The organism is Acinetobacter calcoaceticus (assembly GCF_900520355.1).
GTDB lineage: Bacteria > Pseudomonadota > Gammaproteobacteria > Pseudomonadales > Moraxellaceae > Acinetobacter > Acinetobacter calcoaceticus_C.
The window spans coordinates 2,614,276-2,636,707 of sequence record NZ_LS999521.1 but is presented as its reverse complement, the minus strand read 5'-3'; the positions used below and the strand labels follow the sequence as shown (position 1 = coordinate 2,636,707).

The 22,432-nt window shown below is 38.7% G+C and carries 19 protein-coding genes; 11 read left to right on the top strand and 8 right to left on the bottom strand.

Annotated features, from left to right (window positions below):
- Positions 1-16: 16 nt before the first annotated feature.
- Complete coding sequence (locus AC2117_RS12665; RefSeq protein WP_133974532.1) at positions 17-511, bottom strand: CinA family protein; 495 nt, start codon at positions 509-511, stop codon at positions 17-19.
- Positions 512-778: 267 nt separating this feature from the next.
- On the opposite strand from AC2117_RS12665, the gene AC2117_RS12660 reads away from it, so the two are divergent.
- The gene (locus AC2117_RS12660; RefSeq protein WP_042897912.1) at positions 779-1,195 is read left to right on the top strand and encodes a hypothetical protein; all 417 of its coding nucleotides are present in this window, start codon (positions 779-781) and stop codon (positions 1,193-1,195) included.
- Between the two features lie 18 nt (positions 1,196-1,213).
- Here AC2117_RS12660 and rlmKL read toward each other — a convergent pair whose 3' ends face one another.
- Positions 1,214-3,424 carry a bifunctional 23S rRNA (guanine(2069)-N(7))-methyltransferase RlmK/23S rRNA (guanine(2445)-N(2))-methyltransferase RlmL gene (gene rlmKL / locus AC2117_RS12655; protein WP_042897915.1) on the bottom strand — a complete coding sequence of 737 codons (2,211 nt, stop codon included), beginning with the start codon at positions 3,422-3,424 and terminating at the stop codon, positions 1,214-1,216.
- Positions 3,425-3,663: 239 nt separating this feature from the next.
- On the opposite strand from rlmKL, the gene AC2117_RS12650 reads away from it, so the two are divergent.
- The 5 genes from AC2117_RS12650 to AC2117_RS12630 all read left to right on the top strand — a co-directional run bounded on the left by AC2117_RS12650 (position 3,664) and on the right by AC2117_RS12630 (position 8,906).
- Positions 3,664-4,008 carry a hypothetical protein gene (locus AC2117_RS12650; RefSeq protein WP_133974530.1) on the top strand — a complete coding sequence of 115 codons (345 nt, stop codon included), beginning with the start codon at positions 3,664-3,666 and terminating at the stop codon, positions 4,006-4,008.
- Positions 4,009-4,132: 124 nt separating this feature from the next.
- Positions 4,133-5,149: an aspartate carbamoyltransferase catalytic subunit gene (locus AC2117_RS12645; protein WP_133974528.1), complete on the top strand. Its 1,017-nt coding sequence runs from the start codon at positions 4,133-4,135 to the stop codon at positions 5,147-5,149.
- A gap of 12 nt (positions 5,150-5,161) precedes the next feature.
- The gene (locus AC2117_RS12640; protein ID WP_197730916.1) at positions 5,162-6,397 is read left to right on the top strand and encodes a dihydroorotase; all 1,236 of its coding nucleotides are present in this window, start codon (positions 5,162-5,164) and stop codon (positions 6,395-6,397) included.
- A gap of 213 nt (positions 6,398-6,610) precedes the next feature.
- A complete protein-coding gene (locus AC2117_RS12635) occupies positions 6,611-8,032 on the top strand; it encodes an OmpA family protein (protein WP_133974524.1) in 1,422 nt (473 codons plus the stop codon).
- Between the two features lie 94 nt (positions 8,033-8,126).
- Complete coding sequence (locus AC2117_RS12630; RefSeq protein WP_133974522.1) at positions 8,127-8,906, top strand: Rossmann-like and DUF2520 domain-containing protein; 780 nt, start codon at positions 8,127-8,129, stop codon at positions 8,904-8,906.
- Positions 8,907-8,920: 14 nt separating this feature from the next.
- Here the strand turns inward: AC2117_RS12630 and AC2117_RS12625 are convergent, their stop codons facing one another.
- Together AC2117_RS12625 and trmB are read right to left on the bottom strand one after the other, a co-directional pair.
- A complete protein-coding gene (locus AC2117_RS12625; RefSeq protein ID WP_133974520.1) occupies positions 8,921-9,547 on the bottom strand; it encodes a glutathione S-transferase family protein in 627 nt (208 codons plus the stop codon).
- A gap of 194 nt (positions 9,548-9,741) precedes the next feature.
- A complete protein-coding gene (gene trmB / locus AC2117_RS12620) occupies positions 9,742-10,458 on the bottom strand; it encodes a tRNA (guanosine(46)-N7)-methyltransferase TrmB (RefSeq protein WP_133976356.1) in 717 nt (238 codons plus the stop codon).
- A 145-nt stretch (positions 10,459-10,603) separates the two neighbouring features.
- Between trmB and AC2117_RS12615 the strand changes: the two genes are divergently transcribed.
- Together AC2117_RS12615 and AC2117_RS12610 are read left to right on the top strand one after the other, a co-directional pair.
- Positions 10,604-13,042: an ExeM/NucH family extracellular endonuclease gene (locus AC2117_RS12615; protein ID WP_133974518.1), complete on the top strand. Its 2,439-nt coding sequence runs from the start codon at positions 10,604-10,606 to the stop codon at positions 13,040-13,042.
- Positions 13,043-13,249: 207 nt separating this feature from the next.
- Positions 13,250-13,861 (top strand): glutathione binding-like protein, encoded by a 612-nt coding sequence (locus AC2117_RS12610; protein ID WP_133974516.1) that lies wholly within the window; start codon positions 13,250-13,252, stop codon positions 13,859-13,861.
- A gap of 59 nt (positions 13,862-13,920) precedes the next feature.
- On the opposite strand, the gene AC2117_RS12605 is transcribed toward AC2117_RS12610, so the two are convergent.
- Positions 13,921-14,265: a hypothetical protein gene (locus AC2117_RS12605; RefSeq protein WP_042897933.1), complete on the bottom strand. Its 345-nt coding sequence runs from the start codon at positions 14,263-14,265 to the stop codon at positions 13,921-13,923.
- A gap of 173 nt (positions 14,266-14,438) precedes the next feature.
- The gene (ahpF, locus tag AC2117_RS12600; protein WP_133974514.1) at positions 14,439-16,004 is read right to left on the bottom strand and encodes an alkyl hydroperoxide reductase subunit F; all 1,566 of its coding nucleotides are present in this window, start codon (positions 16,002-16,004) and stop codon (positions 14,439-14,441) included.
- A 301-nt stretch (positions 16,005-16,305) separates the two neighbouring features.
- Here ahpF and AC2117_RS12595 point away from each other — a divergent pair, with 301 nt between their 5' ends.
- Together AC2117_RS12595 and AC2117_RS12590 are read left to right on the top strand one after the other, a co-directional pair.
- Positions 16,306-16,524 carry a DUF1653 domain-containing protein gene (locus AC2117_RS12595; protein ID WP_133974512.1) on the top strand — a complete coding sequence of 73 codons (219 nt, stop codon included), beginning with the start codon at positions 16,306-16,308 and terminating at the stop codon, positions 16,522-16,524.
- 44 nt (positions 16,525-16,568) lie between these two features.
- Entirely contained in the window at positions 16,569-17,156 is a 588-nt protein-coding gene (locus AC2117_RS12590; RefSeq protein WP_133974510.1) for an O-methyltransferase, read from the top strand.
- A 67-nt stretch (positions 17,157-17,223) separates the two neighbouring features.
- Here AC2117_RS12590 and AC2117_RS12585 read toward each other — a convergent pair whose 3' ends face one another.
- Positions 17,224-17,439 (bottom strand): KTSC domain-containing protein, encoded by a 216-nt coding sequence (locus AC2117_RS12585; RefSeq protein WP_133974507.1) that lies wholly within the window; start codon positions 17,437-17,439, stop codon positions 17,224-17,226.
- A gap of 195 nt (positions 17,440-17,634) precedes the next feature.
- Positions 17,635-18,198: an alkyl hydroperoxide reductase subunit C gene (ahpC, locus tag AC2117_RS12580; protein WP_016138759.1), complete on the bottom strand. Its 564-nt coding sequence runs from the start codon at positions 18,196-18,198 to the stop codon at positions 17,635-17,637.
- Positions 18,199-18,549: 351 nt separating this feature from the next.
- Between ahpC and hrpA the strand changes: the two genes are divergently transcribed.
- Positions 18,550-22,407, top strand: coding sequence for an ATP-dependent RNA helicase HrpA (gene hrpA, locus AC2117_RS12575; protein ID WP_133974505.1), 3,858 nt, complete (start codon positions 18,550-18,552; stop codon positions 22,405-22,407).
- Positions 22,408-22,432 lie beyond the last annotated feature (25 nt).

Sequence of the window (22,432 nt, the reverse complement as noted above, 5' to 3'; positions counted from 1 at the left end):
AACATATTCTCTTTTTTTATGGTGAGGCTGTATGTGTTGTTGATGTGAGTAAAGCAACTACGGCATCTGAAACTTTCTGAGTTAATGTTCTTAATTTTTGTTCGGGGTGGCCAGATAAAAAATAATGGTAATGATAAATACGCTCTTGATAAGAAATGCAGATAAAAAAAGTACCTACAGGCTTTTCTGGAGTTTCACTCCCTCCAGATTTTAATAGACCAGTACAACTTACAATAAGATCGGCTTGTTGAAATAACGTTTGACCCAGCTTACACATTTCTTCTGTGACTTGTGGTGACTCTGCTGTGTAAGTCTCTATTAACTTTGGATTGATATTTAAAATACTAACTTTAATACTGGGGTCATAACTGACTAAACCGCCGAGTAAAATATCTGCACCGCTATTTTTATGAATGGAAAATTGGCTAGTCAAATAACCAGAACTGGCACTTTCAATAAATGCGACTTTAAGTTGAAGATTTTCTAATAATTGGCAGCACTGCTGAAGCATTATGTCACCTCGTATTGTGTCTACTTATAAATAAAATCAAATACAAATAAATTATAAAATCACAGTAAGTGATTTAGAGGTATCGTTCAAGTCTGAGATAACAATCTATAAAACGAATTGAATATTCAAAAATCTCTGTGAAAAAAATCAGATTTTAAAATGATCCATGTTAATGGTCGGGAAGTTTATTTATAACATTGCGACATGCTCAAAAAATTGTTAATTTTGTTCGATATAACAAACAATAACAATTTTAGGATGAATGAAATGAACAATAAACAAGGGTATATGCTGGGAATTTTGAGCGGTGTATCTGTATTATTATCAAATACATGGGCAGCACAACCAATGTCAGAAAGTGCGCTTGCAACTCAAACAGGAGCGATAACCACGTCTTTACCCGTCATTATTGCGAAAGCTCAGGACGATGCCAAAAAACCTGCGATAGAACAACAACAAGTGCGGCAGGCATTAGGAGATAACTATTTACAGCAAGTTCGATGGAATGCGCTTAGAACTAGCGTACTTTCGCCTTATCAAGAACAAAAACAGAATCATGTTATTGATAATAAAGAAAAGAAGAAGTTAGAAATGATTGCATTACCTGAAAGAGCAGATCGATTTACTAAATATGATTTTGAGTCAAAAAATGTTCATGGCGAGGTTATTATTACCGTGAAGTAATAATAACCTCTAGTTTCATTAATATTGATCTAGAGCAGGGTGCTGAATTTTCCATGCACGGTGGATTTTTTGGTTACGTTTAAAATCAAGGCCGATGGTTTCAGAAGTGATTTCTTCAATCTGAAAAATAGCTTCAATTTCTTCATCCATTTCAAAACCGCGATAGTTATTCGAGAAATAGAGCGTACCTTCACTGTGCAAACGGTTCATTGCGCGTTTAATAAGTGAAACATGGTCACGTTGTACATCGAATGTACCATAGAATTTTTTCGAGTTTGAGAATGTTGGTGGGTCAATAAAAATAAGGTCGTATTGTTCATGACCCTCTTTTAACCACTCAAAACAGTCACTGGCAAAGAACATGTGTTGTTCATCTGGGTGATCTACAGTTAAGCCATTTAAAACGAAGTTTTCTTTTGACCAGTTTAAGTAGGTGTTCGACAAATCTACACTTGTTGTGCTGGCAGCACCGCCCAGTGCAGCATGTAAGCTTGCAGTAGACGTATAACTATATAGGTTCAAGAAGTGTTTACCACGTGCTTCTTGAGCAATACGTAAACGCATTTGACGGTGGTCAAGGAACAAACCTGTATCGAGATAATCAGTTAGGTTAACTAAAATTTTAGCTTTACCTTCTTGAACGATAAAACGTTTTGAAGCCGTACTTTGTTTCGTATATTGAGTTGTACCAGTTTGACGTGCACGTGTCTTAATAAAAATGGCATCGCGGTTTAAACCAGTAACAGCACGAATCGCAGCAAGCGCTAAATTAAAACGTTTTTTAGCTTTTTCTGGATCAATTGTTTTTGGTGGTGCATATTCCTGAACGTGTAAACGGTCACCATATAAGTCAACAGCGACATTAAAGTCAGGTAAGTCTGCATCATACAAACGTAAGCAATAAATATTTTCTTTAGTTGCCCATTTTTTCAAGGCAATCATATTTTTTTGCAAACGATTAGCGAAGTCTTGTGCTTCTTCCATTTCAATTGGTTGAGCTTGCCAATTCACTAAAAATGGTTGATTCACTTTTTCTGGTTTGATTACACCGAAACGGATATAAATTGGCAACTTACCATTCATTAAACGTAAAGTTTCAGGTGCTTCAAACGCTAAAACATCAGATTGTTCAATTTGAGCTGCAATAATTGCTGCATATTGATTTGGAAAATGTTTTTGTAAAAGTGCTGATAAACCTAAGTATAGAGAACGGTTTGAAGCTTTTTCACCTAAACGTTCACCATACGGCGGGTTAGTCACAATAAATGCAGTTTTGCCTTCAGCAGCAAAATCTGGCCAGTCAGCTAAAGTACGTTCTTCGATTTGAATCTGGCCTAATACATTTTCAAAACCTGCCGCAATAATATTTTCACGGGTTGCTTTAATCGCTTCCCAGTCTGCATCGTAGGCATAAAATTTAGGTAAAGGTAACTCAAGTGCCTTTTCGTGACGCTCTGCTGCTTCTGCTTTAATTGAAAGCCAAAGGTCGCGGTCATGACCATGCCAGCCATTAAATCCGAAACGGCGAACAAGTCCTGGTGCACGGTCAGTTAAAATCATTAATGCTTCAATGATAAATGTGCCTGAACCACACATTGGGTCAAGTATAATCTCTGGATTACGCTGTTTGAGCTGAGCTTTTTGTAAAATTGCAGCAGCAAGGTTTTCTTTAATTGGTGCATCCGTCATAAAACGACGGTAGCCACGTTTATGTAGCGAGTCACCTGATAAATCTAGGCAGTAAGTATGTTCAGTTTTACCTGCCAAAGCATATATCGTAATTTCTGGTTGTTTGGTGTCAATGCTAGGACGGCGACCTACAGCTTCCATAAAGGAATCAACAACGCCATCTTTTACACGCAATGTAGCAAATTGCGTATTTACCATAATTTCACGTTCTGCATGTAAGCGGATTGCGAAAGTACTTTGTGGTGCAAAAATAAGCGACCAATCAAAGCTCATTGCGCCTTCATAAAGCTCTTCTGCTACATCACGGGCATCATGCGTAAATTCAAGTTCATACGTATGAATAGGAAGTAAAACACGAGAAGCGAGACGCGACCACATACAAATGCGGTAAGCTTCTTCAAGCGTCCCTTCAATGATTAAACGTCCTGCTTTACGTTCTGTCACTTTGGTGCCAAGTTGTTCTATTTCTTCTTGTAAGAGGGGTTCTAAACCATCAGCACAAGTAATCCAATAGTGGTTTAAACGTAAAGAGGTATTCATAAACTCGATTGACCAAAACATATAAATATTAACGATGCAAAGTTTAACGTATTTTGATGCCTAAAGGTTTTTAAATTATTGCAACCTATCATTTAGCAACCAATAAACTGATTTTTAAAGAGGAATAGCTTGAAAATGGTATGTATTTTGCTAGACCAATATTATGGATGGTTATTTATTTAACAGACATAGTCGGTTTTTAACCATTTTTATAATTTTAATGGATGGGGATGTTATAAATGAAAGACATGATGGGGAATGGTTTTATTGCTAATGCGGATGCTTTTTCAGTAACCACACAAATATATGTACGTATGCGTAGAGTGACAGGGCGAGTAATAGATGCAATGTACGTGATTCAAAATAAAGATTACGCAAAGTATGTAATTGCGCTGGCATTAGAAACAGAGGATGACGATTTAAGACGATGCGTTGAGAGATTAAAAATGTTGGTAGACACGCTACCTGAACCTTCTGAAAAAGAAAAAATTGCTATTGTTAAAGCCGATGAAGATTCAGAAATCACCGCCGAAGAAATTTATCGGGCACAAGTTCCACACCATTATATAGGTGCATTGAGATAGTCTAGATCACGGTCTTAAATTTTCTGGTCAATTTAGGGCCTTATTCTGTAAAGTTCTTCTGCGAAAAGAGCGGAATTCAGCTACACTATGCACGTTTTCGCGATTCGACCCATAGGAATCCATTATGCATATTGCAGCGTTGCATCAGCCGAGTCAGGTTCAGCTCAATCAAGACGGAAATTTAAAACATTTTTTAACAATTGAGGGGCTTTCAAAAGAAAACCTCACTAAGATTTTAGATACCGCACAAAGCTTTTTAGATGATAATAATAATTTAATTAACCGTCCGCTCTTAGAAGGGTTGACGGTGATGAATCTTTTCTTTGAAAACTCCACCCGTACTCGTACTACTTTTGAAGCAGCAGCAAAACGCTTGTCTGCCAATGTATTGAATATTGATATTGCACGTTCAAGTACATCAAAAGGTGAAACACTACGAGATACGCTCTGGAACCTTGAAGCAATGGCTGCAGATATTTTTGTTGTCCGCCATTCATCTTCGGGTGCTGCACATTTCATTGCTAAAGATGTGTGTCCAAAGGTCGCGATTATTAATGCTGGAGATGGTCGTCATGCCCACCCAACGCAAGCGATGCTCGATATGCTTACAATTCGCCGTGAAACAAAGAAACCGTTTGAAGAGTTGAGCGTTGCCATTATTGGTGACATTAAACATTCTCGTGTAGCACGTTCTGATGTGGCTGCATTACAAACACTAGGCTGTAAAGATATTCGTGTGATTGCACCGAATACGTTATTACCAGTGGGCTTTTCCGAATATGGCGAACATGTCCGTTTGTTTAACAACATGGATGCAGGGATCACAGATTGTGATGTGATTATTGCTCTACGTATTCAAAATGAGCGTATTGACTCTCCAGCATTATCTTCACAGTCTGAATTCTACCGAATGTATGGCCTAAACAAAGAACGTCTTGGTTTGGCTAAACCGGACTGTATCGTGATGCATCCGGGGCCAATGAATCGTGGTGTGGAAATTGACTCAAGTGTTGCGGATGGAGACCAGTCGGTTATTTTAAAACAAGTAACCAACGGTATTGCTGTACGTATGGCTGTGTTGGCACTGTCAATGCAAGGCCAACTCCAAGAGCAAGGTTTAATTGAAGCGATTACGTTGTAAGGAATGGATCACATGAGTATTGTAAAAATTGAAAATGTACGTGTGTTAGACCCAATCCAGAAAACAGACAACGTACAAACTGTATATATTCAAAATGGCAAGCTGATTGCTCCAGTAGAGCAAGTTGAACAAACACTTGATGGCCAAGGCAAATGGTTAATGCCAACCATGGTTGATTTGTGCGCACGTTTACGTGAACCTGGCCAACAGCAACACGGTACACTTAAATCTGAAGGTAAGGCAGCACGTGCTAATGGTATTCTGCATGTCATTACCCCACCAGACTCAAAGCCGATTGTACAAGACAACGGTGCCCTCATTCATGGCTTGATTGAAAAGGCATGGCTTGATGGTGGCATTCATATGCATATCATTGGTGCTCAGACGCAAGGCTTAAATGGTAAACAACCTGCAAATATGGCTGGCTTGAAAAAGGGTGGTTGTACTGCTGTTTCAAATGCCAACGCCGCTTTTGAAAATGATGATGTGGTTATTCGTACTTTGGAATATGCAGCGGGTCTTGGCTTAACGGTTGTGTTCTATGCCGAAGAACCACAGATTGCTAAAGATGGATGTACACACGAAGGTTTTATTGCTTCTCGCCAAGGTCTGCCAATGATTCCGGCGCTTGCTGAAACTGTAGCGATTGCCAAATATTTGCTTATGATTGAAGCAACTGGCGTAAAAGCTCACTTTGGTTTGTTGTCTTGTGGTGCATCGGTTGACCTAATTCGTGCTGCTAAAGCAAAGGGCTTACCTGTGACTGCCGATGTTGCAATGCACCAGCTACATTTAACTGAACATTTAATAGACGGTTTTAATTCACTTGCACACGTTCGCCCACCATTACGTTCTGAGCAAGATAAAGAACTTTTACGTCAAGGATTAAAAGAAGGTGTAATTGATGCAATTTGTACGCACCATGAGCCTTTAAGCAGTTCGGCAAAAATGGCGCCATTTGCAGAAACTCAGCCGGGTATTACAGCTTTTGATACCTATGTATCTTTAGGGATTCAACTCATTAATGAGGGTTTATTCGAACCACTCGAATGGGTTGCTAAAGTAACGAGCGTACCAGCGCAGGTTGCCAATATGACCTCACGTTGGGAAGATGAAGCCGGATGGGTATTGGTAGATCCTGCTTTAAACTGGACAGTAAGCAAAGATACTATTTTATCGCAAGGGAAAAACACCCCTTTGTTAGGACAAACCTTAACGGGTAAAGTGCTTCAGACTTTTGCTAAATAATCAGACGATTAGTTAAAGTAATTTTAAAATATAAACAGGCAGATCAATACGATCTGCCTGTTTTGTAAATACTAGATGGAAAATTGTATATAAATTATATAAAAAACAACAAAAGGTTGAAGGAAGATTAGAATAAAAAACTATCAGCAAAGAGAACTATTTGAATAATCAAAAGTTGCTGGTTACGACGTATAAGATTCGGGAGAATAACCAATGTCGATAAACCCTATAGAATTGCTTAAAGAAAAAGTATCTTCAATATTATTAGATGAACAGGATGGATACCTAGGCGAAAAATCGAATGCTTTATCTAAGTTTTATCCAATTTTACTTTCATTATTAGCTGCTAAACCTGATCTTATCGGACAATTGAAAAACAGTTTGGCTCCTTCTTTATCAGACCTTTTTTCTCATAATGACCAAATCAAGAATACCGTGCTTACCCATTTAAGCGGTACAGCACCAAATAATGAAATAGAAAGTACACTCAACAGTGCAATTAAACCTAGCCTTAATGCAATTTCAGATGTTGCCGGAAATGATCAACAAAGTATTGTGAATTACTTGCGCCAACATGCAGATACTATTCGTTCATATTTACCAGCATGGGCAGTGGGTCTATTAGCGCCTTTAGGTGTTGGTGCAGGCTTATCTTCGGTTCCTCATTCAACTTCAACAGCTCCACCATTAGCTGCAGCAACTGAAAATACAGGTAAGTCTCGTGGGTTTTTGCCCATTATTGCCCTCATTATTTTGGGTCTTATCATTGCTTGGCTATGGCGTTCTTGTCAGCATAAAGAAGCTGTACCAGCACCAGAACCGTCAGCTGCAAGTGGTGTTGAAGCTGCTGCTGCACCCGCTAGCTTAACTTTAAGTACAGATGATAAAGGGGCAGTGAGTCAGTGTCAGGCTGGGATTGGTGATCAAGGCTTCTTGGCAACGCTACAAACCAACGTTAAGAAGGTTTTTTCGACAACTCAAGATTGTAATGTAGATACAAGCCAAACTTATGCGGCTTCATTTACAGATAAAGATGCGCTTGCAGGTGTGTTAGGTGCATTAAAAGGTGTGCCAAATGCATCTTTAGAATGGGTTGGCGACAAAATTACTTTGAAAGCGGGCGATGCGGCAGCATTAGAAGCTTTAACTGCAAAAGTAAAAGCATTGGTGCCACATACTGAGGTTGTTGGTACAGCACCAGCAACAGCTGAGCAATCTGTAAGCAATAGCTTAACTGCTTCGCAAACTGCTCTAGGCTCAATTGACCCGAACAATGTCGATGTAAATGCTTTGGTCAAAGCGCTTAACTTGCAAATTATTAATTTTGCGAGTGGTTCAAGTGATATACCTGCAGATAACAAAGCCATTCTTGATCAAGCTGCAACACTTTTAAATAAAGTGACTAGCGTCAAATTAAATGTAGGTGGTCATACCGACTCAACTGGTAATGCTGCTGCAAATAAAGCTTTGTCTCAACGTCGTGCTCAAGCAGTTGTAGATTATTTAACATCTAAAGGTGTAGATGCGTCTAAATTAGTTGCACAGGGTCATGGTTCTGATCAACCGGTTGCTGAAAATACAACTGATGAAGGTCGCTTTAAAAACCGTCGTATTGAGTTTTCAGTAGCCCAATAATCGACTGATTTATGAAAAATTAGTTATTTTAATTTGAAAAAAGCTTCTCATTTTGAGAAGCTTTTTTTATAGAGATAAATAGTGTTGGGTTAAAATGAAAATCAGTTTGATAGGAAGTGGACGAGTTGCCTTTCATTTGGCAAAGGTACTCTTGGCTCAAGGGCATAACATCGTACAAGTCTATGCACGTGATTTTGATAAAACCCAAAAATTTGCAGAGAAAATTCAAGCGAAAGCATGCCAGTCTCTTCAAGATTTTCAAATATCTGATTTAATTATTCTGGCAGTTTCAGATAGTGCAATTGCTGAGCTTGCAAAACAGGTTCATGAATTATTTCCTGAAATACTTATTGTCCACACTTCGGGTAGCACTAATATTGAAGTCATCAGTCATGTGCATGAAAAAGCAGGGGTGTTTTATCCATTACAAACATTTAGCTTTGAAAGAGAGGTTGACTGGTCTGCAACGCCGTTGTTTGTTGAAGCAATTTATAAAGATGACTTAATCTTACTTTCAGATTTAGCAAATAGCCTAAGTAATCGAGTATATCAATACACCTCAAAGCAGCGCTTAACTTTGCATTTGGCGGCAGTGTTTGCCTGTAATTTTAGTAATTATTGTTTTGACATGGCAAAGCAGGTTACAGATGAAGAGCAGGTCGACTTTAGCTTGCTTTATCCTTTAATTCTGGAAACAGCAAAAAAAGCTACTGAAAATGATCCAAAGCACATGCAAACTGGGCCCGCAGTACGAGGCGATCAAAATATCTTGACCATGCATCAAAACTTATTAGCTCAAGCAGAACGAGATGATTTAAAACAGGTCTATCAACTTTTAAGTGATGGCATCTTACAACGCCATCACTCAGCTTAAAGCTCATTTAAAAATTAAGGTTCACCGTTATTTCCCCATTTTAAAAATCCCGCACGTTGATTTAAGCGTTCAAAATATTGGTCAACATGGTCAAGCGTTGGATGGTCAAAAGGCGTTGCCTTCCAGCGTTGTACAGAAAGACCAATTGGAATATCAGCTAGAGTGAACTCTGTACCTGCAACATAGGCTTGAGTTTTTGCAAGTTGTTGATCGAGAATCTGCATATGACGATTCCAGTTATCAATACCTTGTTGTAATAAGTTTGGATCTTGGTGATTTGGTGAATGTCTCAGCAGGGACATAATCGTATAAGTCCAGCTGTTATTCAGCTCTATCGCTTGCCAATCAAGCCATTGATCTACAAAAAATCTTTCTTTCGCTTGTGTAGGGTAAAGCAGATACTCTTTGTCATAAGCATTTGCTAGATAACGGATAATACTGTTGGACTGCCAAAGTACTAAATCACCGTCTAAAACAACAGGGATTTGCCCATTTGGGTTTAATTCTAAAAATTCAGGAGATTGTGCTGAACGAACGCCTCTTCCCCAATCTTCTCTTTCATATTCAAGATCTAATTCTTCGCAGAGCCATAAGACTTTGCGAACATTAATGGAGTTATCGCGACCTAAGATTTTTAGCATGTGTTGTCCTTATCGATTTTTAGTGTGACAAGTAAGTATTTCTATAAATATCTAGATTTGGCTCGATTGGCAATGATTAATTGGAAAGAAGAAATGAATAGATTGGCGCAGTGAATAAGATAGATTTTTTACTTATATAATTTTTTATAATCAAAAGAAAAAAGGCTTAGAGTGATTCTAAGCCTTTTTATTATTTACCTAATCTTTTTAAAAATAAAGTCATTAATCTTATGACCTGACTCAATACCACGGCGTTCAAACTTAGTCACTGGTCGCCAGTCTGGGCGAGGGTAACTGTTGCCTTTACCTGCCAAATTTTCAAGGTCTGGACGGTTATCTAATACATCAAGCATCCATTCTGCGTACGGTTCCCAATCTGTTGCAGCATGGAACGTACCGCCAAGCTCAAGTTTTTGTTCAACCAATGGCATACGCTCATGGGCAACAAAACGGCGTTTAAAATGACGTTTCTTTTGCCAAGGGTCAGGGAAGTAAAGTTGTACGCAGTTAATGCTGTTATCTGGCATTTCACGTAAAACCTGAATCGCGTCTGCATCAAGTACACGTAAGTTTTTAACTTCGGCTATACCTGCTTCATATAGGCATTGAGCAATACCAGGTACATGGACTTCAATACCCACATAGTTACGTTCAGGGTTCGCTTTTGCCATAAGTACTAACGAACGACCCATACCAAAACCGATTTCAACAGTTAAAGGACGCTCTGGGTGTTCGAAGTGTTGACGTAAGTCGCCAACAGGATATTCCAAAATTAAATCGCGATGTTGTTCTAATGCCGTGCGTTGAGACGTATTAAGTGGTGCTGAACGACGCATAAACGTCACAATTTCACGGTGTTCAGGCAAATTGTCTAAGTCTGCAATTTGCGTTTCTAACTGATCGATCGACATAACCTTGGCAATATTGAAATTCAAATGCGGTATTTTAAGTCTTCGGGTGGTCAAGTCAAATGTTTCGGTGTTTTTCTTCATGTAGATGTCATGTTCAATATTTAATCTATGAATCTATATAAATTTCAAACGAACATTTTTACTCATGAAAACTTTTCAATTAAGAACACTTTCGGTCTTTTTAAGTGCATTAGGCGCATTTTCATATAGTTCTGTTGCTCAGGCACAGCTCATGTTTAGCCAATATGTTGATGGCAGCAGCAATAAAAAAGGTTTGGAAATTTATAATCCAGATGGCACTACAGTCAATTTAGCCGATTATGAGATTCAACAATTTAATAATGGCGGAACTGCAAAAACAGCAACTTTTCGTTTACAAGGTACGTTAACCAGTAAGCAAAAGTTTTTGGTGGGTCGCTCTGAGTTGCAAACAGAACTTGGAAGCAAAGTTAATCAGGTTGCAGCGCTATCTTTTAATGGTGACGATGCCGTTGTACTCGTTTATAAAGGTACACCTGTAGACCGTTTTGGCCGGATTGGTGAACGCCCAGCAGCGGGATGGGGGACGGCAGTTTCAAGCCTCGGAAATAGTTTTAAGCGTATTGAAACAGAAAACCCAGCTTTAAGTGTTGATGCAACAGCAGCATTTGATTTGGATCATTCATGGTCGGCTTGGACAAACCGAAATGACTTTTCAAATTTATCGGGCTCTACAACACAGCCTCCAGTTGAATCAGTCAGTTGTTCAAGCTCAGATACAGCGATTGCTGACTTAGCGGCAGCAACTCAAGACCAGACTTATACTGTGCGTGGTGTGATTACGGCTGACTATCGTTATGCCAATGGATTCTCTGGTTTTTATGTTCAGACGCCTGATACGAAGGCTAGAGCAAATGTCAGTAATGCAATTTTTATTTATATTCCAAATAGCAGCGCTGTAAAAGGTGGACAAGTTGGCGATGAAGTTATTTTACGTGGCCGTTTAACAAGCTACCAAAATCAGCTACAGATAGATCAATTACAACAAGATATTCAAACCTGTAATAGCAATATGGCAAATCAGGTTCAGCCGATTAGCCTTGAACTTCCGTTTGCTAGTTTAACAGGTGGCTCAATTAATTCTCCGCAGCGTTATCAAGGTATGTTGGTCAAATTACCTCAGACTTTAACGGTGAGTGAGAACTATAATTATGGTCGCTATGGTGAGTTATCGCTAAGTTTAGGCCGTTTATATATTCCAACCAATTTATTTCCTGCGCTGTCTCCTGAAGCCAAAGCCCTAGCTCAGAAAAACTTATTATCGAAAATTATTTTTGATGATGGTTATAACAACCAAAACCGTACGCCATGGTTACCAAGTAATTTTAGTGCTGCCAATACGCTACGCTCGGGTTATCAACTTAAAAATGCTGAAGGTATTTTAGAGTACCGTTTTAATGGTTGGCGTGTGCAACCTGTGCTTGGGCGCAATCAACCTGAAGTTATTGCTCAACCAAATCCGCGTCAAAGTGTCCTTACCAAAAATGCCAATCATATTCGTGTTGCTTCATTTAACGTTTTGAATTATGACAACGGCGCAACAGGTTTCCCAACAGAACGTGGTGCAACGACCCAAGCTGAGTTTGATAAACAGCATCGTAAAATTGTGAGTGCACTCAAAGCGATTGATGCCGATGTATACGGTTTGATGGAAATTACCAACAACGGTTATGGTCCAGACAGTGCTATTGCTAATTTGACCAAAGCTTTAGGTAGTGATTGGAAATACGTTGTTCCTGAAAATCTGGATCGTTTAGGTACTGATGCAATTGCGGTTGCCATTATCTATAACAGCAAACGTGTTAAACCATTAAATAAGCCTGTTGTGCTTGATTTAGGGGACAAGAACCGAACGACATTGGCGCAAAGTTTCCAAGCAGTTCGTGGTAATAAAACCTTTACCGTTATTCCAAACCATCTTAAATCTAAAAGCTGTAGTGGGGTGGATGCTAACTCTAGTGATGCAGACCAAAAAGATGGTCAAGGTTGCTGGAATCCAACTCGTGTGAAAGCAGTTGATCAAATTGTTCAATGGTTAGCGAAAAATCCAACTCAAGTACCTAAGCAAAATGCTTTGCTTGTCGGGGATATGAATAGTTACGCAAAAGAAGAACCTATTTTGTCATTTGAAAAAGCGAATTATAAAATTTTACTTAATGACGCTAAGGTAGGTCAGGGCACTCAGGCATATAGCTATGTTTTTGGTGTTGCGAGTGATGCCAACGGCAATGGTGGAGCAGGTAACTTAGATCATGCAATTGCAGACGCAGCTTTATATCCAAAAGTAGTCAGAACCTTTGCATGGCATATCAATGCAGATGAGCCAACCGTTCTAGATTACAACGAAGAATATAAAACGGATGAGCAAAAGGCATTGTTCTATGGTGAAGATGCTTATCGTTCTTCGGACCACGACCCTGTAATTGTCGATCTAGATTTAAATGGAAAAGACTCAAGCCATCCCGATGATGATAAGAAAAATGGTATTTTTGATTTCTTATCTGAATTAATGAACTGGCTTAGCCAGCTTTTTAAGCGTAATTAACGGAAAAATTGCGTGACGCAAATGTGTTTTATCATATTTTAAACAATCGTCACGCAAGACAACTTGCAAGGAATGACTTTTTCAAGAATATTAGATGGTGTAAGTATTTTATAAGTTTACGCTTTTTTACAATTAAAGAATTGTGCAAACCTTGCAGGTTTTCTAGAAGCAATTTAAAACGTTAATATGAGATAACAAGGATCAGATATGAAATTATATTATTCGCCAGGCGCATGTTCTTTAGCTGCACATATTATTTTAAATGAAATTAATGTTGATTTTGACTTAGAACGGGTAAATTTAAAAACACATAAAACAGAAAAAGGCGCAGATTATTACGAGATTAACCCAAAAGGATATGTACCTGCTTTAGAAATTAACCCGGGTTTAATGTTAACTGAAAACGTTGCGATTTTACCGTTTCTTGCTCAGCATGACCCTAAGCAGGATTTAATTCCGCCATCTGGTATGGGTCGTGCGAAAGTATTGGAGTGGTTGGGGTATTTAAACTCTGAATTACATGATGCTTATGCAGTCTTCTTTGGGGCGCCTTTAACAACTGATGAAAAAACCAAAGCTTATGCAGAAATTGATCGCCTTTTAAAATATATCGATAATTATTTATCTGAATCTGATTACGATTATTTGGTAAATGATAATTTCGGTCCAGCAGATGCTTATCTATTTGTTTTAACAAATTGGTCAAACTCAATTGAGCACGATTTAACGCCTTATAAGCATATTATTGCATTGCGTAATAAAGTAGCAGAACGTCAATCTGTACAAATTGCGATGCGTGATGAAGGTTTAATTTCATAAAAGATTTTAAAGCCTAAAAAAAGCCCCTGTATGAACAGGGGCTTTTTTAATTCTGGAGATTAGTGCTGAGCATCTTTTTTTACTTCAGCAGCGGTATTTTCAACAGCTTGAGCTGTATCAGCAGTTGCTTTACGTGCAGTCGCTTCAGTTTGAGCAGCGGCATTAGCAGTTGCATCAGCAGCGTGATCTGTAGCAGCGTCGATTTTATCAGTAGCATTATCAGTTGCAGTTGCAATATCGTCTGCAGCCTTGTCACCAGCAGATTTGATATCTGCACTTGCTTGTTGAGCTGCATTTTCTAAGTGTTCACCCGTTGTCGCACCTGTTTCTGGAGCTTTATCTTTATTACAACCAACAAGAGCAACGGTCGCAGCAAGACCTAAAGCAACAAGTAATTTATTCATTGTGTTTTTCCTTTTTTAATTTAAGGCATCCAAAAAATGGATGTTTAAAATATAAACATAAACTAACTAATTAATAAAGATCGAAAATTGTTAAAGAGTTGTAACTCTAATATTAAAAAAGCCTAGCATTTTGTAATGCTAGGCTTGATTTAAATAATTATGGTTTGATGATTTTACTGGCCAGAACGAATGATGTAATCAAAAGCAGAGAGTGATGCTTTAGCACCTTCACCTGTGGCAATAATGATTTGCTTGTACGGAACTGTCGTACAGTCACCCGCAGCAAACACACCTTTCACATTGGTTTCGTTGCGGTCATTGACAATAATCTCACCACGATTGGTTAATTCAAGCTCACTGTCTTTCAAGAAATCAGTGTTTGGTAACAAACCAATCTGAACAAAGATGCCTGCAAGTTCTACCACATGCTCTTGATCAGTCGCACGATCTTTATATTTAAGACCCGTCACTTGTGAACCATCACCCAACACTTCTGTACTTAATGCATTCATAATCACAGTCGTATTTGGCAAGCTATACAATTTGTTTTGCAACACTTGGTCAGCACGAAGTTTAGTGTCAAATTCAACCAAAGTGACATGCTCAACAATTCCCGCAAGGTCAATTGCAGCTTCAACCCCAGAGTTACCACCACCAATCACCGCAACACGTTTACCTTTGAACAATGGACCATCACAGTGTGGGCAATACGCTACACCACGGGTACGGTATTCTTGCTCACCCGGTACGTTCATTTCTCTCCAACGTGCACCTGTTGAAAGGATCACTGTTTTCGATTCAAGCTTTGCACCATTTTCAAGTTCAACTTCAACCAAGCCATTTGTAGTCTGGTCTGCACCTGTAATTTTACTCACACGTTGCAGGTTCATGATATCGACATCGTATTCACGAACATGGGCTTCCATTTCGGCAGCAAACTTAGGACCTTGAGTCTTTTGCACAGACGTGAAGTTTTCAATGTCCATGGTATCCATGACCTGACCACCGAAGCGTTCAGCCACAATACCTGTGTTGATGCCTTTACGTGCTGCATAGATGGCAGCTGTTGCCCCTGCAGGTCCACCACCAATCACCAATACATCAAAGGCATCTTTGGCATTAAGCGCTGCTGCATTTTTTTCAGCAGAGTTGGTGTCGAGTTTCGCCACGATTTCTTCAAGGGTCATACGGCCTTGACCAATGTGTTCGTTGTCTTGGAACACCATTGGAACCGCCATGATTTTGCGTTGTTCAACTTCGTCTTGGAAGAATGAACCATCAATCATGGTTGCGGTGGTGTTCGGGTTATAAATCGCAATCAGGTTAAGCGCCTGCACAACGTCCGGACAGTTATGACAACTTAGCGATACAAATACATCGAAGTTGGCTTTCAGGTTTAAACCTTTAATCTGGTTCAGCACTTCATCAGAAACTTTAGGCGCATAGCCAGACACCTGTAACAGTGCCAAGATCAAAGACGTAAACTCATGACCCATTGGTAAGCCGGCAAAGAACACACGAGGTTGTTCGCCTGCTTTAGCCACACCAAAGCTTGGACGACGTGTATTGTTGCCATCAAAACGGGCAGTGACCTTGTCAGAAAGTTCAGCAATTTCGGTAACCAGCTCTTTAATTTGAGCAGCTTTATCTGATTCATCCAAAGCAGCAACTAATTCGATTGGACTTTCTAAACGTTCTAAATAAGCTTTTAATTGAGTTTTAATGTTTTGATCTAACATCTGTTTTTACTCCAATGCATCCAAATTCTTTCAATAGATGCATAGTACGTTAAAACATAAAATAGGTAAAACAGTATGTTTTTATAGATTTGATCGGTTTTTTGAATGTTGTTTTGAGATTTATAGCTGTTATAGAATGCTTTTATAAGAAAAAAATCGTTATTTCTACATAAATCATAGTATTTGAGCAATTTAAATTCTAACTCTAATTTTTGAGATGCTTTTTAATGAAAATATGTGAAATTTTATATATGTTATAAGGCTGTAAAGATTTTATATTATAACTTTAAAAGGTAGCTTCATGGCATTGCAACGCGGCATTTATCAGCATTATAAAGGTAATCTCTATCAAGTTTTTTCTGTGGCAAAACATAGTGAGACTGAAGAGGAGTTGGTCGTTTATCAGTGTCTTTATGGTGATTATTCAACTTGGGTACGTCCACTAGATATGTTTACTGAAACCGTTCAAGTGGTAGATGGAAGTATCGTACCGCGGTTTAAATTAGTCCAAAGCACTTAATCCAAACGGCTGTCATATAAAATAACAATTTAAAGGGTGAATGTATGACAAATACTGTTTTCTTAGAAAGAGTTGCAGATTTATATGACACCTTTAAACGACATGACGCCCAACAGGCAGATCGCTTACAGCGTTATCGTAATATTGAGGCCGAATCAGCCCAACTGCTTTCTCAACTTATTCGAATGCAGCAAGCTAAGACAATTTTAGAAATTGGAACCTCAACAGGCTATTCTACTTTATGGCTCGCAGAAGCAGCTCAGGCTACTCATGGACAAGTTATAACTCTCGAAATCGATGCAACTCGTAGTGCGGAAGCAAAACGCCACGTTACTGAATTAGAGTTGAGTGAAATGGTTAGTTTTTGGGTAGGAGATGCAGCCGATTATTTAAAAGAAGCTCAAGAAACTTATGATTTCATTTTATTAGATGCTGAGCGCAATGCTTATGAGAATTATTGGCCCGACTTAAAACGTCTTATCAAGCCAAAAGGTGGTGTATTGATTATTGATAATGTCATTTCACATGCTGCTGAAGTAAAGCCTTTACTTTCTTTAATTAAAAAAGATAGTACTTTTATGAGTACTATTTTACCTGTTGGCGCTGGTTTATGTGTTGTGGTCGCAAAATGAGTTGAGTAAAGTCATCATCAATGTTTTAAAAAAAGGTCTGTTCAAATCAGGCCTTTTTTTGTTCCTGCTAAGAAGCGTTCACTAAAGATAGACGCGTAAAATGTAAATCAAATTCTAAATATTTATGCACAAAAGCAGTTTTATCAGTTGAGCGTAGTAAATTGTCATAAATAAATACAGGCACAGGATGATAAAGGTCGCCTGAACCATCGCTATAAAATATTTTTAAATGACGTGATGTTGCATTGTATTTCCATGAAGTGACTGCCACTGTATTCGTCATAAATTTTTCCCCTTTTATTTCATATTACTTAAGCTCAAAAAAACATCAGTTCTGTATTCGACATTACTCAAAGTTCATGTAATCGGGAAGGGCAGAATTGTAAAAGTATCAGAAGAAAATGTGATGTGCTTATTCAAAACAAAAGAACCATCCGATGAAGGATGGTTCTTTAGGTTTTTAAAATCTAATTAGAGATTAGATTTTACCAACTAGGTCGATAGATGGAGCAAGAGTTGCTTCGCCTTCTTTCCATTTAGCTGGGCAAACTTCACCTGGGTGAGAGTGAACGTATTGAGCAGCTTTTACTTTACGAAGAAGTTCAGATGCGTCACGGCCGATACCGCCAGCGTTGAGTTCAACGATTTGGATTTTACCTTCTGGATCGATAACGAAAGTACCGCGGTCAGCTAAACCTTCAGATTCGATAAGAACGTCAAAGTTTTTAGAAAGAGTCCAAGTTGGGTCGCCAACTAATGGATATTGGATTTTTTTGATTTCTTCAGAAGTGTCGTGCCAAGCTTTGTGTGTGAAGTGTGTATCAGTAGATACAGCATAAATTTCAACACCAAGTTTTTGGAATTCAGCATAGTTATCAGCTAAGTCACCAAGTTCAGTTGGGCAAACGAAAGTAAAGTCAGCTGGATAGAAGAATACAACAGACCACTTACCTTTAAGGTTAGTTTCGTTAACTTCAACAAATTGGCCGTTGTGGTAAGCAGTTGCTTGGAATGGTTTAACTTCAGTATTAATCAAGCTCATCATTGTCTCCATGATTGAGGTTTATATTTAAACTTGTTTACGAGATGTAGAATAAATAAAAATTCTTTATTGGGGAAATAGTATTTTTACATGACTAAAATCGGAAAATTGAATAAGTGATAAATTTACGATTTTTAAGTCCCCAAACACTGTATTCGATTTGACTGCAAAAACATGTAAATCAAATGACAGTTATAGTAAAAGAAACTTGCCTAACAACATGAAGTCTACTTAGTTAAAATTCAAGGGTAAAATGTAAAAAATTAAAAATATATAAAAAATCAACTGTTTTACCTTAAGGTCATTAAAGCGTAAAATAGCGGATTGGTGTATTTTCAGGAAAGTTTGTCTGTGCAGAATGGTTTAAATATAGATCAATGGGTGATGGCGAGAGATCGTTACCGTTTAAATCGTTTACGTAAAGATAAAAAAGCGAATACAGCAGAGATTGAGAAATTATTTGAACAGTCTAATGCCAAAGTAAGACAACGGTTTGAACGTTTACCTAAAATTAAACTAAATCAGGATTTACCTGTTTCTCAATACGCTGACCGTTTAATTGAAGCAATTCAAAAGCATCAGATCATTATTGTGGCAGGTGAAACTGGTTCAGGTAAAACCACGCAGCTTCCCCAAATTGCTATGTTAGCGGGCCGTGGCCTAACAGGCATGATTGGTCATACCCAGCCACGACGTTTGGCTGCGCGTAGTGTGTCACAGCGTATTGCTGAAGAAGTCGGCGAAAAGCTTGGCGAATCGATTGGTTTTAAAATCCGTTTTAATGAACAAGGTTCGCAAGACTCAATTGTACGGTTAATGACTGACGGTATTTTGCTGGCAGAATTAGGCAATGACCGTTATTTGTCTAAATATGACACGATCATTATTGATGAAGCACATGAACGCTCGCTCAATATTGATTTTATTATGGGCTATTTAAAACAATTACTACCAAAACGCCCAGACTTAAAAGTCATTGTGACTTCGGCAACTTTAGATGTTAATCGTTTTAGCAGCTATTTTAACGATGCGCCAGTTTTCGAAGTTGAGGGTCGTAGTTTTCCGGTTGAAGTAATTTATCGTCCAATTTCCGAGATGAATATTGGCGGAAGTGACGACGACGAATTTGATGATTTTGAAGAAAATCTACCACGTGCAGTCGTACAAGCAGTTGAAGAGTGCTTTGCGGATGCAGAGGCAAAAGGTCATCCTGAATATGCCGATATTCTGATTTTCTCAAGCACCGAACAAGAAATTCGTGAATTACAAGAAACCTTGCAAAAGTACGGACCGAAACATACAGAAATTCTTCCTCTATATGCGCGCTTAGCGGTTTCTGAACAACAAAAGATTTTCAGTCCAAGTGGAAAGGGACGTCGTATTATTATTGCGACCAACGTTGCTGAAACAGCGCTTACGGTCCCAAATATTCGCTATGTGATTGATAGTGGTTTTGCACGTATTTCCCGTTATAACTACCGTTCACGGGTTCAACGTTTACCGATCGAAGCTATTTCCCAAGCGGCTGCAAACCAGCGTAAAGGACGTTGTGGTCGTATTGCTGCTGGTGTGTGTATCCGTTTATATAGCGAAGAAGACTTTTTAAGCCGTCCTGAATTTACTGAACCAGAAATTAAACGGACAAACTTGGCTTCCGTCATTTTGCAAATGCAAAGTTTGGGGTTGGGTGAACTAGAAAACTTTGATTTTATTGAGCCACCAGATTTCCGCCTTGTAAATGATGGCCGAAAGCTCTTGATTGAGTTAGGGGCACTGAACGAAAAGAAAAGTGAGTTGACTAAAATCGGGCAAATGATGGCACGTATGCCGATCGACCCACGTTTAGCACGTATGATTATTGGTGGTGCTCATTTTGGCGTGCTAAAAGAAATTTTAGTGGTAGTCAGTGCTTTGGCTGTTCAAGACCCACGTGAACGTCCAGCAGACAAACAAATGCAGGCCGATCAAAAACATGCATTGTTCAAAGAAGCAGATTCAGATTTTCTGTTTTATTTGAAACTTTGGGATACTCTAAATCCTAAAGGTGAAGCTGGAATGTCGGAAAATAAACGACGTCAGTTTGCAAAGCAGAATTTTTTAAGTTGGTTGCGTTTACGTGAATGGAAACAGACACATCAACAATTGGTTGAATTGGCGGAAGGTTTAAAACTCAGCTTTAATGAAAAAACTGCAAACTATGAAAACTTGCATCGCGCATTATTGACTGGTTTATTATCTTTCATTGCCAATAAAACTGATGAACGCAACACCTTTATGGCTGTGCGTCAGCAAAAGGCAAAAGTTTTTCCGGCAAGTACTTTGCACAAAACCAATACCTCTTGGGTCATGGCTTTTGAGATGGTCGAAACGTCTCAGGTATATTTACGTACTTTGGCAAAAATTGACCCTGAATGGATTTTGCTTGCTGCACGTGACCTGTTGAAATATCACTATTTTGAGCCGCATTGGTCTAAAAAAGCTGGCATTGTAAACGCCTATGCACAAATCTCTTTGTTTGGTTTAATTATTGAACCAAAGCGTTTGATTAATTTTGAAAAAGTTGATCAACCTGCTGCACATGAGATTTTCTTACGTGATGCATTAACTACAGGTAATTTGGGTATAGTCCCACCATTTCTAAAACATAATCTGCTTAAACTTGAAGAAGTGGAGCGAGTTGAAGATAAATTGCGTCGCCGTGATTTGGTGGTTGATGAAGAAACAATTTATCAGTTTTATGCCTCTAAAATTCCTGAAGAAATTGCAAGCCGTCGTAGTTTTGAAGACTGGCGGGCGACGGTAGAAGCAAATAATCCACGTTATTTATTTGTTGAGGATGATTCACTTTGGTTGAATGACCGACCAACTACTCAACAATTTCCAGATTATTTACATAACGGTCAGCTACGTTTAGCGACAACATATCATTTTGACCCAAGCCATGACGAAGATGGTGCAACAGTTCAGATTCCTGTTCAGGCACTGCCTCAGGTTGACGAAAATATCTGGTCATGGGGAATTCCGGGTTGGCGCCAAGATTTAATTGAGGCTTTACTCAAAGCTCTACCAAAAGATAAACGCCGTAATGTAGTGCCTATTCCAGATACAACTCGTAAACTCATGCAAGGCATTGATGCTGTACATTTACGACAGCATATCTTTAGTTATTTAGCTTTTGCCTTACGTGGGGAGCAAATTACTGAAAAAGATTTTTCGTTTGAGCGCATTGATCCATATTTGGTGCCTTTCATTAAGGTCATTGATGAAAAAGGAAAGCTGATTGCGAAAGGCCGTGATTTGCCAGAGCTCAAAGCGCGTTGTCGCGTTGAAACTCATCGTCCAGTAAAACAGCAAAAAGGTGAGTTTAAAGACTTTCCTGAAAACTTTAATTTTGAGGCTTCTCATAAAGTCACGGGTGTTGTTGTAAAACAATATCAGGCTTTAGTACCGACCAAAGCTTTTGCTGACCTTGAAGCGAAAGACGAATCTGGTATTGTCATCCAGACTTTTAATGATCAGGCTGAAGCTATTAAACAGCATCGTGAAGGCATTATTCGTCTGGTTCACATGCAGCTTGGTGATTTGGTCCGTCAATTGAAAAAGCAGATTTCAAAACCGCTTGCTTTGGCATACTCACCGCTGGGTGATAAAGCTAAACTTGAGCAGATGCTAGTTTATGCAACCCTGCAAATGGCGATTACGACTTTGCCAATTAATGCTGATGAATTTAATAAACTGTTAGAGCATGTCAAAAAACAATTTTTGAGTTATGGTCAGCAAGCACTTGAGCAATTGAGTGATATTTATATTCAATGGCAGCAAATCCGCCGTCAGTTATTAGTGCTCGATCGAGACATATTTGGCCGTAGCGTTGATGATATTGAAGATCAGCTAGATTTAATGTCACTGGGTAATTTTGTTTATTGCCAGCCTGTCGATCTTTGGCAGGAATACCCGCGTTATTTAAAAGCGCTGCTATTGCGTTTAGATCGATTGCCCAATAATCTACAGCGAGATCATGCCGCTATTGATGATGTCGATCCATGGATGGACAAGGTATTTAAATTTAAAAATGATCCTAAAATCAAAGAATTGTATTTGATGTTGGAAGAATTTCGCATTTCTTTATTTTCTCAACCGATGAAAACCAAGATGCCTATTTCGCCAACTCGACTGCAAAAGTTATGGGATCGTTTGGGAATCAGTTAAAATAGATATGGGTCTGTTTATGTTG

Bases quoted from the DNA above. Each gene is read 5' to 3' on its own strand.
- AC2117_RS12605 (WP_042897933.1), bottom strand. From the start codon at position 14,265: ATGAATAAATTACTTGTTGCTTTAGGTCTTGCTGCGACCGTTGCTCTT.
- AC2117_RS12650 (WP_133974530.1), top strand. From the start codon at position 3,664: ATGAAAGACATGATGGGGAATGGTTTTATTGCTAATGCGGATGCTTTT.
- AC2117_RS12635 (WP_133974524.1), top strand. From the start codon at position 6,611: ATGTCGATAAACCCTATAGAATTGCTTAAAGAAAAAGTATCTTCAATA.
- AC2117_RS12640 (WP_197730916.1), top strand. From the start codon at position 5,162: ATGAGTATTGTAAAAATTGAAAATGTACGTGTGTTAGACCCAATCCAG.
- ahpF (WP_133974514.1), bottom strand. From the start codon at position 16,004: ATGTTAGATCAAAACATTAAAACTCAATTAAAAGCTTATTTAGAACGT.
- AC2117_RS12590 (WP_133974510.1), top strand. From the start codon at position 16,569: ATGACAAATACTGTTTTCTTAGAAAGAGTTGCAGATTTATATGACACC.
- AC2117_RS12615 (WP_133974518.1), top strand. From the start codon at position 10,604: ATGAAAACTTTTCAATTAAGAACACTTTCGGTCTTTTTAAGTGCATTA.
- AC2117_RS12585 (WP_133974507.1), bottom strand. From the start codon at position 17,439: ATGACGAATACAGTGGCAGTCACTTCATGGAAATACAATGCAACATCA.
- ahpC (WP_016138759.1), bottom strand. From the start codon at position 18,198: ATGAGCTTGATTAATACTGAAGTTAAACCATTCCAAGCAACTGCTTAC.
- AC2117_RS12610 (WP_133974516.1), top strand. From the start codon at position 13,250: ATGAAATTATATTATTCGCCAGGCGCATGTTCTTTAGCTGCACATATT.
- AC2117_RS12625 (WP_133974520.1), bottom strand. From the start codon at position 9,547: ATGCTAAAAATCTTAGGTCGCGATAACTCCATTAATGTTCGCAAAGTC.
- rlmKL (WP_042897915.1), bottom strand. From the start codon at position 3,424: ATGAATACCTCTTTACGTTTAAACCACTATTGGATTACTTGTGCTGAT.
- AC2117_RS12630 (WP_133974522.1), top strand. From the start codon at position 8,127: ATGAAAATCAGTTTGATAGGAAGTGGACGAGTTGCCTTTCATTTGGCA.
- AC2117_RS12660 (WP_042897912.1), top strand. From the start codon at position 779: ATGAACAATAAACAAGGGTATATGCTGGGAATTTTGAGCGGTGTATCT.
- AC2117_RS12665 (WP_133974532.1), bottom strand. From the start codon at position 511: ATGCTTCAGCAGTGCTGCCAATTATTAGAAAATCTTCAACTTAAAGTC.
- trmB (WP_133976356.1), bottom strand. From the start codon at position 10,458: ATGTCGATCGATCAGTTAGAAACGCAAATTGCAGACTTAGACAATTTG.
- AC2117_RS12595 (WP_133974512.1), top strand. From the start codon at position 16,306: ATGGCATTGCAACGCGGCATTTATCAGCATTATAAAGGTAATCTCTAT.
- AC2117_RS12645 (WP_133974528.1), top strand. From the start codon at position 4,133: ATGCATATTGCAGCGTTGCATCAGCCGAGTCAGGTTCAGCTCAATCAA.